This window comes from Streptomyces sp. NPDC048639 (genome assembly GCF_043199075.1).
Classification (GTDB): Bacteria; Actinomycetota; Actinomycetes; order Streptomycetales; family Streptomycetaceae; genus Streptomyces.
The window spans coordinates 1-16,959 of record NZ_JBICVP010000003.1 but is presented as its reverse complement, the minus strand read 5'-3'; the positions used below and the strand labels follow the sequence as shown (position 1 = coordinate 16,959).

13 protein-coding genes are annotated in these 16,959 nt (G+C 69.4%); 9 read left to right on the top strand and 4 right to left on the bottom strand.

The features are described from left to right. Positions 1 to 251 precede the first annotated feature (251 nt). Entirely contained in the window at positions 252 to 4,196 is a 3,945-nt protein-coding gene (eccCa, locus tag ACGFNH_RS08430) for a type VII secretion protein EccCa (RefSeq protein ID WP_393652284.1), read from the bottom strand. A gap of 235 nt (positions 4,197 to 4,431) precedes the next feature. On the opposite strand from eccCa, the gene eccD reads away from it, so the two are divergent. The 6 genes from eccD to ACGFNH_RS08400 all read left to right on the top strand — a co-directional run bounded on the left by eccD (position 4,432) and on the right by ACGFNH_RS08400 (position 11,803). Beyond that, positions 4,432 to 5,904 carry a type VII secretion integral membrane protein EccD gene (eccD, locus tag ACGFNH_RS08425; protein ID WP_393652283.1) on the top strand — a complete coding sequence of 491 codons (1,473 nt, stop codon included), beginning with the start codon at positions 4,432 to 4,434 and terminating at the stop codon, positions 5,902 to 5,904. A 237-nt stretch (positions 5,905 to 6,141) separates the two neighbouring features. Beyond that, entirely contained in the window at positions 6,142 to 6,429 is a 288-nt protein-coding gene (gene rpsO, locus ACGFNH_RS08420; protein ID WP_393652282.1) for a 30S ribosomal protein S15, read from the top strand. 444 nt (positions 6,430 to 6,873) lie between these two features. Next, positions 6,874 to 9,108 carry a polyribonucleotide nucleotidyltransferase gene (locus ACGFNH_RS08415; RefSeq protein ID WP_393652281.1) on the top strand — a complete coding sequence of 745 codons (2,235 nt, stop codon included), beginning with the start codon at positions 6,874 to 6,876 and terminating at the stop codon, positions 9,106 to 9,108. Continuing rightward, positions 9,105 to 10,484, top strand: coding sequence for a M16 family metallopeptidase (locus tag ACGFNH_RS08410; protein ID WP_393652280.1), 1,380 nt, complete (start codon positions 9,105 to 9,107; stop codon positions 10,482 to 10,484). Before ACGFNH_RS08415 ends, ACGFNH_RS08410 begins: the two co-directional genes overlap by 4 nt. A gap of 87 nt (positions 10,485 to 10,571) precedes the next feature. Further along, on the top strand, positions 10,572 to 11,327 hold the full coding sequence (gene dapB / locus ACGFNH_RS08405) for a 4-hydroxy-tetrahydrodipicolinate reductase (protein WP_393652279.1): 756 nt from the start codon (positions 10,572 to 10,574) through the stop codon (positions 11,325 to 11,327). A 20-nt stretch (positions 11,328 to 11,347) separates the two neighbouring features. Beyond that, positions 11,348 to 11,803, top strand: a complete 456-nt coding sequence (locus ACGFNH_RS08400) for a hypothetical protein (RefSeq protein ID WP_393652278.1) — start codon at positions 11,348 to 11,350, stop codon at positions 11,801 to 11,803. A gap of 76 nt (positions 11,804 to 11,879) precedes the next feature. On the opposite strand, the gene ACGFNH_RS08395 is transcribed toward ACGFNH_RS08400, so the two are convergent. After that, complete coding sequence (locus ACGFNH_RS08395; RefSeq protein ID WP_393652277.1) at positions 11,880 to 12,440, bottom strand: hypothetical protein; 561 nt, start codon at positions 12,438 to 12,440, stop codon at positions 11,880 to 11,882. Between the two features lie 100 nt (positions 12,441 to 12,540). Further along, positions 12,541 to 12,786, bottom strand: coding sequence for a hypothetical protein (locus ACGFNH_RS08390; protein ID WP_393652276.1), 246 nt, complete (start codon positions 12,784 to 12,786; stop codon positions 12,541 to 12,543). A 178-nt stretch (positions 12,787 to 12,964) separates the two neighbouring features. Here ACGFNH_RS08390 and thyX point away from each other — a divergent pair, with 178 nt between their 5' ends. The 3 genes from thyX (at position 12,965) to ACGFNH_RS08375 (ending at position 16,574) form a co-directional block, all read left to right on the top strand. Continuing rightward, positions 12,965 to 13,705, top strand: a complete 741-nt coding sequence (gene thyX / locus ACGFNH_RS08385) for an FAD-dependent thymidylate synthase (RefSeq protein WP_393652275.1) — start codon at positions 12,965 to 12,967, stop codon at positions 13,703 to 13,705. A gap of 177 nt (positions 13,706 to 13,882) precedes the next feature. Further along, positions 13,883 to 14,782, top strand: coding sequence for a 4-hydroxy-tetrahydrodipicolinate synthase (gene dapA, locus ACGFNH_RS08380; protein ID WP_393652274.1), 900 nt, complete (start codon positions 13,883 to 13,885; stop codon positions 14,780 to 14,782). A gap of 106 nt (positions 14,783 to 14,888) precedes the next feature. Further along, the gene (locus ACGFNH_RS08375) at positions 14,889 to 16,574 is read left to right on the top strand and encodes a ribonuclease J (protein WP_393652273.1); all 1,686 of its coding nucleotides are present in this window, start codon (positions 14,889 to 14,891) and stop codon (positions 16,572 to 16,574) included. Between the two features lie 116 nt (positions 16,575 to 16,690). On the opposite strand, the gene ACGFNH_RS08370 is transcribed toward ACGFNH_RS08375, so the two are convergent. Further along, a partial coding sequence (locus ACGFNH_RS08370; protein WP_393652272.1) for a hypothetical protein occupies positions 16,691 to 16,959 on the bottom strand: 269 nt, incomplete at its 5' end.

Below are 16,959 nucleotides of genomic sequence, written 5' to 3'. Positions count from 1 at the left end.
CGCCCCCCCCCCACCACCCCCCCCCCCCCCCCCCCCCCCCCCCCCCCCCCCCCCCCCCCCCGCCCCCCCCCCCCCCCCCCCCCCCCCCCCCCCCCCGGGGGGGGGCCCCCCCCCCCGCCCCCCCCCCCCCGCCGCTCCATCTGTGCGGGGTGCAGGTCCGTGGGGGCATGCCTGGGCATCCGCACCCCCGGATCCAGTGCACCTGCGCGGGGTACGGCCACAGTGCGGCCGTACCCCGCGTCAGGAACCCGTCATCCCTGCCGAGGCAGCCAGCCCGTCTGGACCAGCTGTGCCCCGCGCTTCCGCGTGACGAACTGACCCCGGCCGGGCGTCAGCCGGGTCGCCTTGACGTTGCCCATGAGCGCGCCCTCGCCCGGGTCGCCGGACAGGATCAGACCCTGAGCACCCAGCTCCTTCGTCCGCTGCATCACGGGCTCGAACGACGACCGCGAGGCGCCCGACGAGCTGCGGGCCAGGATCAGGCGCAGACCGAGGTCGCGGGCGAACGGCAGGTACTCCAGTAGCGGCTGCAGCGGGTTCGCTCCGCTCGCGACCAGGTCGTAGTCGTCCACGATGACGAAGGCGTCCGGGAGGTCGTACCAACTGCGGTTGCGCAGCTGCTCCGGAGTGACGTCCGGCCCCGGCATACGGCGGCCCAGGGAGCCCGCCAATCCGGTGAGGACCTCCTGCAACTGCGGTCCGGCGGCGCAGTACTTGTACAGGTGGCTGTCGGGGAGCTCGCCGAGCAGCGCTCGACGGTAGTCCGCCACGACCATCAGCGCCTTGTCCGACGCGTACCGCTCCGAGATCTGCTTGGCCAGCATCCTGAGCACCGAGGACTTCCCGGACTCGCTCTCGCCGTAGATGACGAACAGCGGGTCGGTCTCGAAGTCGATGAACGCCGGGGACAGCGACGTCTCGTCGACACCGATCGCGATGCCGCGCTCCGGGAAGTCGTTGCCCTTCGGCAGTTCGCTGACCCGGAGCATCGTCGGCAGCATCCGGACCTTCGGGGCAACCGGCCCCGACCAGTGCTGGGCGACAGTGGTCACCAAGTGATTCATGCCCTCGCCGAGAGTGCTCGGATCGCTCGAGCCGTCCAGACGCGGAAGCCCGCCCAGGTAGTTGAGCTTGTCCGGGGACAGGCCGCGGCCGGGCTTGCCCATCGGCACGGCTTCGGCCCGCTTGCGGTCGAACTCCGACTCCATCGGGTCACCGAGGCGCAGCTCCACCCGGTTGAGCAACTGGTCGCGCAGGGCGGGCCGGACCTCGGTGTAGCGGGCGGCACCGATGACCAGGTGGATACCGAAGCCGAGACCGCGCCCGGCGATGTCGAGGATCACCGGGTCCATCTGCTCGTAGTCGGTCTTGAAGGTTCCCCAGCCGTCGATGATCAGGAAGACGTCGCCCCACGCCTGGTCCGGGTACTGACCGGCGGCGCGCCGCTGCCGGTACGTGTGCATCGAGTCGATGTTGTTGTCCCGGAAGAACTCCTCCCGGGCGTTGAGGATGCCGACGACCTCGGACACCGTGCGACGCACCTTCTCCGCGTCGAGCCGGGACGCCACTCCGCCGACGTGCGGCAGCCCCTCCATCGCGAGCATGCCGCCGCCACCGAAGTCGAGGCAGTAGAACTGCACTTCGACCGGGGTGTGGGTGAGCGCGAACGTCGCCATGGCGGCACGCATCAGGGTGGACTTGCCCGACTGCGGGCCACCGACCACCAGGCCGTGACCGGCCGATCCGGAGAAGTCCAGGTACATCACATCGCGGCGCTGCTCGAACGGCTTGTCCACGATCGCGACCGGCACGACGAGCTTGCCGAGGGCCGTGTACTCCGCAGCATGGACACCACGCTCCGGCGTGACGGAGAGCGCCGGAAGCATCCGGTCGACCGACGGTGAGTCGTCGAGCGGCGGAAGCCACACCTGGTGCGCGGGCGGGCCCTGTCCCTGAAGCCGCTGCACGATCACATCGAGCACGGTGTCCGCCAGGGCATCGTCCACCTCCGGCGCCTCCGGCTCGAACTCCGGCTCCTCGAGGACATGCCGTACGACGGGAGCGGCGGTGAAGGCCACCGGCAGGCGGTCCGTACGGTTCCGGCCTCCGCTCGCCCGGGCTCCGCTCGCCCGGTACGGCCCCGAGACATAGGCAGCCTTGAACTGGATCATCGTCTCTGTGTCGTACTTCAAAATGCCCGAACCCGGCACATTGGGAAGGTGGTAGGCGTCGGGCACACCGATCGCCGTCCGGGATTCGGCTGCTGAGAACGTGCGCAGGCCGAGACGGTAGGAGAGGAAGGTGTCCAGGCCGCGAAGCTTGCCCTCCTCCAGACGCTGTGAGGCGAGCAGCATGTGCACACCCATGGATCGGCCGATCCGGCCGATCTGGATGAACATGTCGATGAAGTCGGGCTTGGCGGTGAGCAGTTCGCTGAACTCGTCCAGCACCATCACCAGCGACGGCAGCGGGTCGAGCGGAGCACCGGCAGCACGTGCCTTCTCGTAGTCCGTGATGTTGGCGTAGTTGCCGGCCGAGCGCAGGAGCTCCTGGCGGCGCTGCAGCTCACCGGTGATCGAGTCGCGCATGCGGTCGACCATGGTGAGGTCGTCGGCCAGGTTCGTGATCACCGCCGCCACGTGCGGCATGTCGGCCATGCCCGTGAACGTGGCGCCGCCCTTGAAGTCGGCGAGGATGAAGTTGAGGGTCTCCGAGGAGTGCGTGACAGCCAGCGCGAGCACCAGGGTGCGCAACACCTCGGACTTACCGGAACCGGTCGCGCCGACACACAGTCCGTGCGGGCCCATGCCCTCCTGCGAGGCCTCCTTGATGTCCAGCATGACCGGCTGGCCGTCCTTGTCGACACCGATCGGCACCCGGAGGCGCTCGTGCAGCGACCGCGGCCGCCAGGTCCGCGAGACGTCGATCGCCCCGGCGTCGCCGATGCCCATGAGGTCGGTGAAGTCGAGGTTCGCCAGCAGCGGTTCGTCGCCGTCGGCCGTACCGGCCCGCAGCGGGGCCAGCTGGCGGGCGAGCGACTCCGCCTCGGAGATCGACAGGACGTCGCACTTCCCGTTGTAGACCGCGCCGCCGGCCGATTCGAGCACCAGCTTGCCGGGGGACACGTGAAGCGACAGCCCGCCGCGCATCTCCTCGAGATCGCCGGGGACCACCTCGAGGATGGTCACGCCCTGCAGGCCCTCGGCGCCGGCTATCACCGATTCGGCCGGGACGTCGCCGCCGTCCAGCACGACCACCACGTGCGGTGTGTCCATCACCGGGGGCGACTGAGGGTTGAACCGCCCGCGGTCGTTCAGCTCATCGGCGAGGAGCTCCTCGATCTCGCCCAGATCGCCGACGATCAGGCGACGGGTTCCGGCGCCGTCGACGGAGGAGTCCTGGGCATGGGGGAGCCACTTCACCCACTCCCACTCGATCAGTGCTCCCGGTGCGGCCACGACCGCGACCATCAGGTCTTCGGGGGACTGGAGGGTGCACAGCTGCGCCAGGATCGCGCGCGCCGTTCCGTAGACGGTGTCGGGGTCGCCGGAGACCGTCACGTGGTAAAAGGCGCGCAACGACACCGCGAGCGGGAGGTCTTCGATGGTCCCGTGCGACGCCAGGAACTGCTTCATCGCATGGGCCGTGAGCGGCTCCAGCTCGTCGACCGGAGCGGTCTCGGGGGCTTTGAGCGGGGTCGCGAGCTGCTGAGGGCCGAGACCGACGCGCACCTGGGCGAAGTCGGGGTCGGTGGACCGCCGTTCCCAGACCCTCTTCCCCTCGGTGGCCAGGGACCACAGTTGCTCGGGGTTGGGGTGGAGGAAGAACTGCGCGTCGCGCTGCTTGTGGGCGGTGCGGCGGACTTCGCGGCGTTTCTGTGCCAGGTACTTCAGATAGTCCTGCCGCTCCTGCACAAGGTCCCCACCAGGTCCTTGCCGGGCCTTCACGATCTGCACCACGACCATGGCCACGGTGGAGACGGCCATCACGCCACCCATGACCTTCATGATGGGATTCATGCCGGGCATGAAGAAGATGGCGGCCGACGACCCCATGCCCAGCATGGGCATCAGGTTCATCAGCAGGTTGTTGTCCCCCTCGCGGGGCAGTTCCGGCGGGGGTTCGAGCGTCACCTCCTCGCCGGGAACTTCGGGCGGCAGAGCCCGAGGCGGGCGCTTGACGATGACCACGCTCACCGAGGCACCAGTCCTTCATGAAACTCGCAGTTCGGACCGCCCCCGTTGTTGAACGGCCCCCCTGTGCCGATCGACTTCGTCCACGGGCACAGGCCGGTGATCCTACTGACCTGAACAACGGTCGGGGCGGGTGGGTGTGTTGACGCCGGCGGACGGTACGCTGACCCACCGCCGCCGCCGACAGTTCTGTCGGCGTCCCATCAAACATCCACCACGGACTAGGGGGAACCGCCAGGTGAGCACGACAGCTGGGACCGGCTTCTGCCGGGTCACAGTCGCCGCGCCGGACGCACGGATCGACGTGGCCCTGCCCGAGGACGTCGCACTCGTCGACATCTACCCGGAGATCCTCCAGCTCTCCGGCCAAGCGCAGGCCGAAGGCGCCCCGACCGGCTATCACTTGGTACGCCGCGACGGCACGGTGCTGGACGCCGCACGCTCGCTGGCCGAGCAGCGCATCCTCGACGGTGATCTGCTGCTGCTGCGCCCGTTCGCCGAATCGCTCCCGCCCGCGGTCTACGACGACGTCTCCGACGCCGTGGCATCCGCCGTGCGGCGCGACCGTCGTCGCTGGAGCGACGACATGATGAACACCGTCGGTCTGACCTTCGGTGTGCTGCTGCTGACCATGATGGCGTTCGCGCTGTGGTTCTCGAACCCGCTGGACCGTGACATGCACCGGCTGCCCGGCGTCATCGCCGGAGTGGTGGGTGTGGCACTGGTCGCGCTGGCCGGCGTCCGCGCGCGGGTCTACGACGACCACCGCTCGTCCATCGCGCTCGGGCTCGCCTCCATCCCGCACCTCTTCCTCGCAGGCTCCGGGATCTTCCCGACGGACAGCGGTGAGGGGCCCGGCCGACTGCACTTCCTCGTCGGCTGCGTCGTGGTGCTCATCGCCTCCGTCCTGCTGGTGGCGCTGCTCCCACGGGGCGACTCCCCCTTCGTCGCGGCCGCCTTCCTTGCCGCGGCCGGTACGCTCGCCACCTTCGCGGCCGTCCTCACCGACGCTCCGCCGCGTGAGGTCGCCGCGGTCACCGGGGTCGTCGGCATCGCCATGGTGGCCTGGCTCCCCGGATGGTCGGCCCGCTTCGCACGCTTGCCCATCGGCTACCGCTCGCCCGACCAGATCATCCAGGGCCGCGACTACGACGGCCGCAACCACATGCCGGAGGACGACACCGTCGACGCCGCACGGATCGGCGCCCAGGCCCGCCGCGGCCACGAACTCCTCCTCGGCCTGGTCGCCGGCTGCTCGGCCCTCGTGGTGGCGGCCGCCGGCGCGGTCCTCGGCTTCTCCGACAACGGAATGGCGCAGCTGCTGGCGCTCGCCGCGGGCGTGACGATGATGTTGCGCGCCCGGCTCTTCGACTACACCTCGCAAGTGGCGTGCCTGCTGATCGGCGGGATCCTCATCATCCTGCTGCTCGTCCTGGGCATCGCCCTGGAGCCCCCGGTGGAGGCGCTCCGCTCGCTGTACGAGGACGACAACGGCGGACCGCTGAACATCCGCACCGTATGGTTCTCCGGCAGTATCGGTCTGGGTGCGGCGCTCCTCGTGGCCATCGGACTGGCCGTCCCGCGGGCGGGCGTCTCCCCGTTCTGGGGCCGGATGCTCGACATCTTCGACGGCTTGGTGCTGCTCTCCCTCGTTCCGCTCTGCCTTGCCGTGCTGGACGTCTACGCGTCGGTGCGGAGCCTGACGAGTTAGCAGACATCGCCGCTGAGGTCCGGGTCTGATCCGTACCAGCGGGTGACCGGTGCAGAAGCACCGGTCACCCGCTGGTACTCTGTTCAACGGCCGTTTGCGTACGCGCCCCCGGTACCTGCCCCGAGCAGGGACCGATGGCAGCGCCCAGCGAGCCCCGCCTTCCGAGTCACGGAAGCTCCCCTGAGATGTAGACCAGGGGCACTCGGTGGCCAGAAACGAGAATCAGAGGAGTTCCGCGTGTCGCTCGACGCCGCAACGAAGAAGAAGATCATGGCCGAGTACGCCACCAAGGAGGGTGACACCGGCTCCCCCGAGGTCCAGGTCGCCATGCTGACCCGTCGCATCACCGACCTCACCGAGCACCTCAAGACCCACAAGCACGACCACCACTCCCGCCGTGGTCTGCTGCTCCTGGTCGGCCAGCGCCGCCGGCTTCTGCAGTACCTGGCGAAGAAGGACATCACCCGCTTCCGCCAGCTCGTGGAACGCCTCGGCATCCGCCGCGGTGCTGCGGGCGCCCGGTAGGACGCGGTGAAAGGGAGCGGTTCCCGTACGAGGGGGCCGCTCCTTTGCCGTATGCGCGGGCGGTGTGCCGTACGCGCGAAACTCGGCTCCCGGAGGCGGAAGGACACCCGTCCCCTACGGACGGAAAGCGGACGCACACACAGTGCTCCGGCGGGGGAGCCCCACGGCTCCCGCGCACACCAGACGTTTCAGCCGTCGTGAGGACGGCCGAAGCTTTGTAGTCTGGTCGCACAACGCCATAACGACAACTGGACAAAGAAGAACGAGGAGGGGCGCCCCACCCGCCGCCGGTCCTCGGTAGTGGCCCCCGGGAGCCGCAGCGCAGCGAAACGGCTGCAGCTGCCCCGGGTGCTTCGATCGAAGACCGGCCCGCAACGAGGAGGCGCTCCACCGCCATCGTCCCCCGCCACACGGGCGAGGGACGCAGACGAGGAGATATTCCTGGTGGAGAACGAGACCCACTACGCCGAGGTCGTCATCGACAACGGCTCTTTCGGTACCCGCACGATCCGCTTCGAGACGGGCCGTCTGGCCCGCCAGGCCGCCGGCTCCGCCGTCGCCTACCTGGACGACGACACCATGGTGCTGTCGGCCACCAGCGCTTCCAAGAACCCCAAGGACCAGCTCGACTTCTTCCCGCTGACGGTCGACGTCGAGGAGCGGATGTACGCCGCCGGGCGCATTCCCGGCTCGTTCTTCCGCCGTGAGGGCCGTCCCTCCGAGGACGCCGTCCTCACGTGCCGCCTGATCGACCGCCCGCTGCGCCCCTCCTTCAAGAAGGGCCTGCGCAACGAGATCCAGATCGTCGAGACGATCATGGCGCTCAACCCCGACCACCTCTACGACGTGGTCGCGATCAACGCCGCCTCCTGCTCCACGCAGCTCGCCGGCCTGCCCTTCTCCGGCCCGATCGGCGGCACCCGCGTCGCCCTCATCAACGGCCAGTGGGTGGCGTTCCCGACCCACAGCGAGCTCGAGAACGCCGTCTTCGACATGGTCGTCGCCGGGCGCGTCCTGGACGACGGCGACGTCGCGATCATGATGGTCGAGGCCGAGGCCACCACGAAGACGATCCAGCTCGTCAAGGACGGCGCCGAGGCTCCGACCGAGGAGGTCGTCGCCGCCGGTCTCGAGGCCGCGAAGCCGTTCATCAAGGCCCTGTGCAAGGCCCAGTCGGAGCTGGCCGCCAAGGCTGCCAAGCCGACCGGCGAGTTCCCGGTCTTCCTCGACTACCAGGACGACGTCCTGGAGGCGCTGACCGCCGCCGTACGCGACGAGCTCGCCCAGGCGCTGACCATCGCCGGCAAGCAGGAGCGCGAGGCCGAGCTCGACCGCGTCAAGGCCGTGGCCGCCGAGAAGCTGCTCCCGCAGTTCGAGGGCCGCGAGAAGGAGATCTCCGCGGCGTACCGGTCGCTGACCAAGACCCTGGTCCGCGAGCGCGTCATCAAGGACAAGGTCCGCATCGACGGCCGCGGCGTCACGGACATCCGTACGCTCGCCGCCGAGGTCGAGGCGATCCCGCGGGTGCACGGCTCGGCGCTGTTCGAGCGCGGCGAGACCCAGATCCTGGGTGTCACCACGCTGAACATGCTCCGCATGGAACAGCAGCTCGACACGCTCGCGCCCGAGACGCGCAAGCGCTACATGCACAACTACAACTTCCCGCCCTACTCCGTCGGTGAGACGGGCCGCGTGGGCTCCCCGAAGCGCCGCGAGATCGGCCACGGCGCGCTCGCCGAGCGGGCGATCCTGCCGGTGCTGCCGTCCCGCGAGGACTTCCCGTACGCCATCCGCCAGGTCTCCGAGGCGCTCGGCTCCAACGGTTCGACCTCCATGGGCTCGGTCTGCGCCTCCACCATGTCGCTGCTGAACGCCGGTGTGCCGCTGCAGGCCGCCGTCGCCGGTATCGCCATGGGCCTCATCTCCGAGCAGGTCGACGGCGAGACGCACTACGTTGCGCTGACCGACATCCTCGGGGCCGAGGATGCGTTCGGTGACATGGACTTCAAGGTCGCCGGCACCAAGCAGTTCGTCACCGCCCTGCAGCTCGACACCAAGCTGGACGGCATCCCGGCGTCCGTGCTCGCCGCGGCCCTCAAGCAGGCCCGCGACGCGCGTCTGCACATCCTCGACGTCATGAACGAGGCCATCGACGTCCCGGACGAGATGTCCCCGAACGCCCCGCGGATCATCACCATCAAGATCCCCGTGGACAAGATCGGCGAGGTCATCGGCCCCAAGGGCAAGATGATCAACCAGATCCAGGAGGACACCGGGGCCGACATCACCATCGAGGACGACGGCACCATCTACATCGGTGCCGCCGACGGCCCGGCCGCCGAGGCCGCCCGCACCACGATCAACGGCATCGCCAACCCGACGATGCCCGAGGTCGGCGAGCGCTACCTGGGCACGGTCGTGAAGACCACCACCTTCGGTGCCTTCGTCTCGCTGATGCCCGGCAAGGACGGCCTGCTGCACATCTCGCAGATCCGCAAGCTCGCCGGCGGCAAGCGTGTGGAGAACGTCGAGGACGTGCTCCAGGTCGGTGCCAAGGTCCAGGTCGAGATCGCCGAGATCGACCAGCGCGGCAAGCTCTCCCTCATCCCCGTCATGGAGGGCGAGGATGGCGACGAGGCCGAGGCCAAGCCGCAGTCCAAGGACGACGCCGCCAAGTGACCTCCCGTAGTCACGGCACGACGGCCCGCACCTCATCCGAGGGGCGGGCCGTCGCCCGTACCCAAACGCTTCTCAAGGGCGAGAACGGCATCGGTACGGTCCGCAGGACCACCCTCCCCGGTGGTCTGCGGGTCCTGACCGAGACCCTGCCCTCCGTACGGTCCGCCACCTTCGGCATCTGGGCCAACGTCGGTTCGCGCGACGAGACCCCGGCGCTGGGCGGCGCCACCCACTACCTCGAGCACCTCCTCTTCAAGGGCACGAAGCGGCGCACCGCCCTGGAGATCTCCGCCGCCATCGACGCGGTCGGCGGCGAGATGAACGCCTTCACGGCGAAGGAGTACACCTGCTACTACGCGCGGGTGCTCGACACCGATCTGCCGCTGGCCATCGACGTGGTGTGCGACATGCTCACCGGTTCGCTCATCGAGCCGGCCGACATCGAGGCCGAGCGGGGCGTGGTCCTCGAAGAGATCGCCATGACCGAGGACGATCCGGGCGACTGCGTGCACGACCTGTTCGCCGGCACCATGTTCGGCGACTCCCCGCTGGGCCGCCCCGTGCTCGGCACCGTCGACACGGTCAACGGACTCACCCGCGACAGCATCGCCCGCTTCTACAAGAAGCACTACGACCCCACGCACCTGATCGTCGCGGCCGCCGGCAACGTCGATCACGCCACCGTCGTACGGCAGGTGCGGGACGCCTTCGAGCGTGCCGGCGCCCTCGGCCGCGAGGACGCCGTCCCCGTGGGTCCCCGCACCGGCAGCCGGGCGCTCCGCGCGAACGGCCGCGTCGACGTCCTGGACCGCAGGACGGAGCAGGCGCACATCGTCCTGGGCATGCCCGGCATGCCCCGCACCGACGACCGCCGCTGGGCGATGGGCGTCCTCAACACGGCCCTGGGCGGCGGCATGAGTTCCCGCCTCTTCCAGGAGGTCCGCGAAAAGCGCGGTCTGGCGTACTCGGTCTACTCCTACACCTCCGGCTTCGCCGACTGCGGGCTCTTCGGCGTCTACGCGGGCTGCCGCCCCAGCCAGGTCGACGACGTCCTGAAGATCTGCCGTGACGAACTGGACCGGGTCGCCGAGCACGGTCTGCCGGACGAGGAGCTGGAGCGGGCGGTCGGCCAGCTCTCCGGCTCCACCGTCCTCGGCCTGGAGGACACCGGCGCGCTGATGAACCGCATCGGCAAGAGCGAGCTGTGCTGGGGCGAGCAGATGTCGGTCGACGAGATGCTCGGCAGAATCGCCGCGGTCACTCCGGACGACGTACGGGAGGTGGCGCGCGACGTGCTGGGGCAGCGGCCCTCGCTTTCGGTGATCGGCCCTCTGACGGACCGGCAGGCGTCCCGCCTCCACGACGCAGTCGCCTGACGCCCGCACGTATCGACCGGACGAACCGAGTACGTACCGAGACATGACGCACCGCATGACGCACCGACGCAAGGGATTCGAAGCACGATGAGCAACAAGCTGCGGGTGGCCGTCCTCGGAGCCCAGGGCCGTATCGGCTCCGAGGCCGCACGGTCCGTCGAGGCCGCCGAGGACATGGAGCTGGTGGCCGCGCTGGACCGGGACGACCGGCTGGAGGCGGTGGCGGAGAGCGGCGCCCAGGTCGCCGTCGACCTGACCCACCCCGAGGCCGTCATGGGCAACCTCGAGTTCTGCGTCCGCAACGGCATCCACGGCGTCGTCGGCACCACCGGCTGGACGGAGGAGCGGTTCGACCGGCTGCGGGGCTGGCTCGACGCCTCCCCGTCGACCGGCGTGCTCATCGCCCCCAACTTCTCGATCGGCGCCGTGCTCACCATGAGCTTCGCCCGGCAGGCGGCCCGCTTCTTCGAGTCCACCGAGGTCATCGAGCTGCACCACCCGGGCAAGGCCGACGCCCCGTCCGGCACCGCCACCCGCACCGCGCAGCTCATCGCCGAGGCCCGCCGTGAGGCCGGCTGCCCGCCGCAGCCGGACGCGACGAGCACGGCGCTGGAGGGTGCGCGCGGCGCCGACGTGGACGGCGTTCCGGTCCACGCCGTACGGCTGCGGGGCCTGCTGGCGCACCAGGAGGTGCTCCTCGGCAGCACCGGCGAGACCCTCACCATCCGCCACGACTCGCTGCACCACAGCTCGTTCATGCCGGGCATCCTGCTCGGCGTCCGCCGCGTCGTCTCCACTCCCGGCCTCACCGTCGGGCTGGAGCACTTCCTCGACCTGGGCTGATGGCGGTGTCAGGAGCAGCAGTGCGCGCACGCGTCACGTACTTCGCCCTCGCGGCGGTCCTGGTCGTCTACTTCGTCCTCGTCGGCAGCCGCGGTGTGCTGCTCATCCGGCAGGGCACCGTGCTGACCGTGGTCTTCGGGGTGTCCGTGCTCGTGCTGCCGGTGATCGGCGCCTGGTTCCTGTGGCAGACGACCCGGTTCGCGCGCGCCGCGAACCGGCTGGCCGCGGAGCTGGAGGCGGAGGGCGGGCTGCCGGTCGACGAGCTGGTCCGCACCCCGAGCGGACGCATCGACCGTGACTCCGCGGACGCGGTGTTCGCCCGGCGGAAGGCCGAGGCCGAGGAGGCGCCGGACGACTGGCGGGTGTGGTTCCGGCTGGCGGTCGCCTACCACGACGCGCGGGACACCCCGCGCGCCCGCAAGGCCATGCAGCGGGCCATCGCGCTGCACGAGGGGAAGCCGGTCCGCGCGCTCTGAAGCACCTTTCCGGAAAGTACCTGTCCGGCGCGGCGCCCGGCCGGGAGCCGGACGTACGCGCGCAGGGGTACGCCGGTCAGTTCCGGCATTCGGCCACCCAGCCCTCCACGGCGTCCGCCGCCATGTCGAAGGCCTCCGGGCGGCCGAGGAAGTCGGCGTTGTGGTCGGTGATCAGGGGGCGCGGGGGATCACCGGCGTTCGGCACGGCCACGACCGCCTGGCCCTGCACCGTACGCGGCAGCCCGAGCCACTTCACCGGCTGCTGCACGGTCCTCACGACCGAGACCCGCGCCCAGGGCAGGGTCGTCGTCGAGAAGAACCCGATGCGCCGTACGCCCAGCTCGCTCACCCAGGCACCCACGCGCAGCATCCGCAGGGCACCGGCGATCACGGCAGTGGCCGCCGCCACGCACACGCCCGCACCGGGCAGCGCACCCGCGAAGGCCACGATCATCGCGGCGAAGAGCAGGTACGAGGCGAGCAGCAGCAGGACGGCCGCCGCGCCGACCCGCCAGGGCCCCGGACGGTACGGGCGGCGCCAGCGGTCCTGCGTCTCGTGGGGCAGCGCGGCGCCGTCCGCGTGGTCGTCGTCGAGCTCGTCGAAGGCTCGGTCGGCCGTCAGGAAGGGCAGGGGCACGGCTGGTCCTCACTCACATGCACGCCGATGGGGCTGTGCCCGGTGAGGCTACCGACGCACGCGGTGCCGGACCACCCCAGGGCGCCGACCGGCTCAGCCCTCAGCGCCCCTGCGACGCCTCCGGCTGCGTGATCCCGCTCGAGCCCGGCTGCTCGGGCTGGAGGGCCGGGACGCCGAAGACCAGCGCGCCGACGAGCCCGGCCACAGCCGTCAGCCCGATGAGGGCCCGCCCGGCTATGCGGGAGGCTTCGGGGCGCTGGCGGGGCGGGGGTGTGACATTGCTGCGGAAGTGCTCGGCCTCGGAGACGAAGGCGAAGGGCACGGGCTCTCGCCGGCTGTGGAACATGAAGGGCTCTCCTCCCGGAAGCCTCGAAGTGTTCTGTTACTTGTACAGACGCCGGAAGTGCCCGCCCGGTGCCCGTTTCCGCTGACTTCTTGGGTGACGATCCGGGGACGGGCCCGGCTGTCGGTGCGGGGTCGTAAGCTGGGCGCCGCCCGAGCGATGCACATGGAAGGACCCGTCGGTGACCGAGACCCCCGCCGAGAGCGCCAAGCCCAGCTTCCGCAGTGATGTGACCGTCGAGCTGGTGAAGCACAGCGCCACCGACTCCGACGTGTTGTGGGCGGCCCGGGTCTCCACGGCGGGCGAGCAGTCCCTCGAGGAGCTGACGAAGGACCCGGAGCGCTCGAAGGGCCTGATCAACTTTCTGATGCGCGACCGGCACGGCAGCCCGTTCGAGCACAACTCGATGACCTTCTTCATCAGCGCCCCGATCTTCGTCTTCCGCGAGTTCATGAGGCACAGGGTCGGCTGGTCGTACAACGAGGAGTCCGGTCGCTACCGCGAGCTGCAGCCCGTTTTCTACGTGCCGGGGTCCTCCCGCAAGCTGGTCCAGCAGGGCCGCCCCGGCAAGTACGAGTTCGTCGACGGCACCCCGGAGCAGCAGGAGCTGACCGTCCGCGCGATGGAGAACTCCTACCGGGACGCGTACGAGGCGTACCAGGAGATGCTGGCCGCGGGGGTCGCCCGTGAGGTGGCCCGCGCGGTTCTCCCCGTCGGCCTATTCTCCTCGATGTACGCGACGTGCAACGCCCGCTCGCTGATGCACTTCCTCGGCCTGCGCACGCAGCACGAGCTGGCGAAGGTGCCGTCCTTCCCGCAGCGCGAGATCGAGATGGTGGGCGAGCAGATGGAGGCCCACTGGGCGCGGCTGATGCCGCTCACCCATGCGGCGTTCAATGCGAACGGCCGTGTCGCGCCGTAGGCCCGGACGTCACGTCCACCGCATGAAGTGTCCGTATTGCGACGTTTCGTAAAGTTCATCTAGGCTGAAATTACGGACCCGGCACTGCTTGAACCCCCGAGCAGGCAGTGCCGGGATCCGCATCCCGGCTCCCCCCGAGGGAGCACGCCGCGGGCAGCTACGAGTAGCGTGGGAGCCATGGCTCCGACCTCGACACCGCAGACCCCCTTCGGACGGGTCCTGACCGCCATGGTCACGCCGTTCACAAACGACGGCGAACTCGACCTCGACGGCGCGCAGCGGCTCGCCGCCCACCTCGTGAACGCCGGGAACGACGGCATCGTCGTCAACGGCACCACGGGCGAGTCCCCGACCACCAGCGATGCGGAGAAAGCCCGGCTCGTGCGGGCTGTGGTCGAGGCGGTCGGTGATCGGGCCCATGTCGTGGCCGGAGCAGGCACCAACGACACCCGGCACAGCGTCGAGCTCGCCCGTGCGGCCGAGAAGGCCGGCGCGAACGGTCTCCTCGCTGTCACGCCGTACTACAGCAAGCCCCCGCAGGAGGGCCTGTTCCGGCACTTCAGCGCGATCGCGGACGCCACCGAGCTGCCGGTCATGCTCTACGACATCCCGGGCCGCAGCGGCGTACCGATCAACACCGAGACGATCGTGCGGCTCGCCGACCATCCGCGGATCGTGGCCAACAAGGACGCCAAGGGCGACCTCGGACGGGCGAGCTGGGCCATCGCCCGGAGCGGCCTGGCCTGGTACTCCGGCGACGACATGCTGAACCTGCCGCTGCTCTCGGTCGGCGCCATCGGCTACGTCTCGGTCGTCGGCCACCTGGTCACCCCCGAGCTGCGCGCCCTGCTGGACGCCCACCTCAACGGTGACGTCACCAAGGCGACCGAGATCCACCAGCAGCTCCTCCCGGTCTTCACCGGCATGTTCCGCACCCAGGGCGTCATCACGACCAAGGCGGCGCTGGCGCTCCAGGGTCTTCCGGGCGGACCGTTGCGGCTGCCGCTCGTGGAACTCACTCCGGAAGAGACCGAGCAGCTTCAGCGCGATCTCGCGGCCGGCGGGGTACAGCTGTAGTCAAAGACTTCACAACTTCATACCCAAGACAACTGCAAGTGCACGAAAGTCACGCGCGCCGCTTGCCTCACCCGGGGCAGGTGGCGTGCGTGGTGAGGAGAGTCTTTTGAGTCATCCGCACCCCGAGCTCGGCTCCCCGCCGCAGCTCCCCGACGGAGGTCTGCGCATCACCCCCCTCGGCGGTCTCGGCGAGATCGGCCGCAACATGACCGTCTTCGAGTACGGCGGCAGGTTGCTGATCGTCGACTGCGGAGTGCTCTTCCCCGAGGAGGAGCAGCCCGGAGTCGATCTGATCCTTCCCGACTTCACGTCGATCCGGGACCGCCTCGACGACATCGACGGCATCGTGCTCACGCACGGCCACGAGGACCACATCGGCGGCGTCCCGTATCTGCTCCGTGAGAAGCAGGACATCCCGCTGATCGGTTCCAAGCTCACGCTCGCGCTGATCGAGGCGAAGCTCCAGGAGCACCGGATCCGCCCGTACACGCTCGAGGTCGCCGAGGGGCACAGCGAGCGCATCGGCCCGTTCGACTGCGAGTTCGTCGCCGTCAACCACTCCATCCCGGACGCCCTGGCGGTGGCGATCCGCACCCCGGCCGGCATGGTCGTGCACACCGGCGACTTCAAGATGGACCAGCTTCCGCTGGACCGTCGCCTCACGGACCTGCCGGCGTTCGCCCGCCTCGGCGAGGAGGGCATCGACCTGCTGCTCTCGGACTCGACGAACGCCGAGGTCCCCGGCTTCGTCCCGCCCGAGCGCGACATCTCCAACGTTCTGCGCACGGTCTTCGCCGGAGCGCAGAAGCGGATCATCGTCGCGAGCTTCGCCAGCCACGTCCACCGCATCCAGCAGATTCTGGACGCGGCGCACGAGCACGGGCGACGGGTCGCCTTCGTGGGCCGTTCCATGGTCCGCAACATGGGCATCGCCCGGGATCTCGGCTACCTCCGGGTGCCGGCGGGGCTCGTCGTGGACGTCAAGACGCTCGACGATCTGCCGGATCACGAGATCGTGCTGGTCTGTACGGGATCGCAGGGCGAGCCCATGGCCGCCCTTTCTCGTATGGCCAACCGGGACCACCAGATCCGTATCGTCCCCGGCGACACCGTGATCCTTGCGTCGTCGCTGATCCCGGGTAACGAGAACGCGGTGTACCGCGTGATCAACGGCCTGACGCGGTGGGGCGCCAACGTCGTCCACAAGGGCAACGCCAAGGTCCATGTCTCGGGCCACGCTTCGGCGGGCGAACTCCTGTACTTCTACAACATCTGCAAGCCGCGCAACCTGATGCCGGTGCACGGCGAATGGCGCCATCTGCGGGCGAACGCGGAACTCGGCGCGCTCACGGGAGTGCCGCACGACCGTGTGGTCATCGCCGAGGACGGCGTCGTCGTCGACCTCGTCGACGGCAGGGCGAAGATCGTCGGCAAGGTCCAGGCCGGCTACGTGTATGTGGACGGGCTGTCGGTGGGAGACGTGACGGAGACGTCGCTCAAGGACCGGCGCATCCTCGGGGACGAGGGCTTCGTCTCGGTCTTCGTGGTCGTGGACAGCACGACAGGAAAGATCGTGGGCGGTCCGCATGTCCAGGCACGCGGCTCCGGAATCGAGGACGCGGCCTTCTCCGCTGTCCTTCCCAAGATCGAGGAATCCCTGTCCTCATCCGCCCAGGACGGCATCGTCGACCCCCACCAGCTCCAGCAACTGATCCGCCGGACCGTGGGGAAGTGGGTGTCGGACACCTACCGCAGGCGTCCGATGATCCTCCCTGTGGTCGTGGAGGTCTGACGCGGCATCAGGCGAACGGACGGCCGCTCCGGGCTCGATTTGCTTCCCGGCGCGGCCGTCCAGTACGTTTACACCTCCCCCGGAACGAGGAACCCCGGCGCCGCTGTGCGTCCGGATCATTTCTCGGGAGGGTGGAAATCCGACCCAGAGAAATCTGATAAAGTCGGAGACACCGAAGGGAAGCGCCCGGAGAAACCAGGGATGGTTTTAAAGGAAGCGTCCGTTCCTTGAGAACTCAACAGCGTGCCAAAAGTCAACGCCAGATATGTTGATACCCCGTCTTCGGACCATTTGGTCCGGGGCGTGGTTCCTTTGAAGAAAACACACAGCGAGGACGCTGTGAACTGCCGGATTATTCCTCCGGTGGTTCCGCTCTCGTGGTGTT

Bases quoted from the DNA above. Each gene is read 5' to 3' on its own strand.
- dapA (WP_393652274.1), top strand. From the start codon at position 13,883: ATGGCTCCGACCTCGACACCGCAGACCCCCTTCGGACGGGTCCTGACC.
- dapB (WP_393652279.1), top strand. From the start codon at position 10,572: ATGAGCAACAAGCTGCGGGTGGCCGTCCTCGGAGCCCAGGGCCGTATC.
- ACGFNH_RS08390 (WP_393652276.1), bottom strand. From the start codon at position 12,786: ATGTTCCACAGCCGGCGAGAGCCCGTGCCCTTCGCCTTCGTCTCCGAG.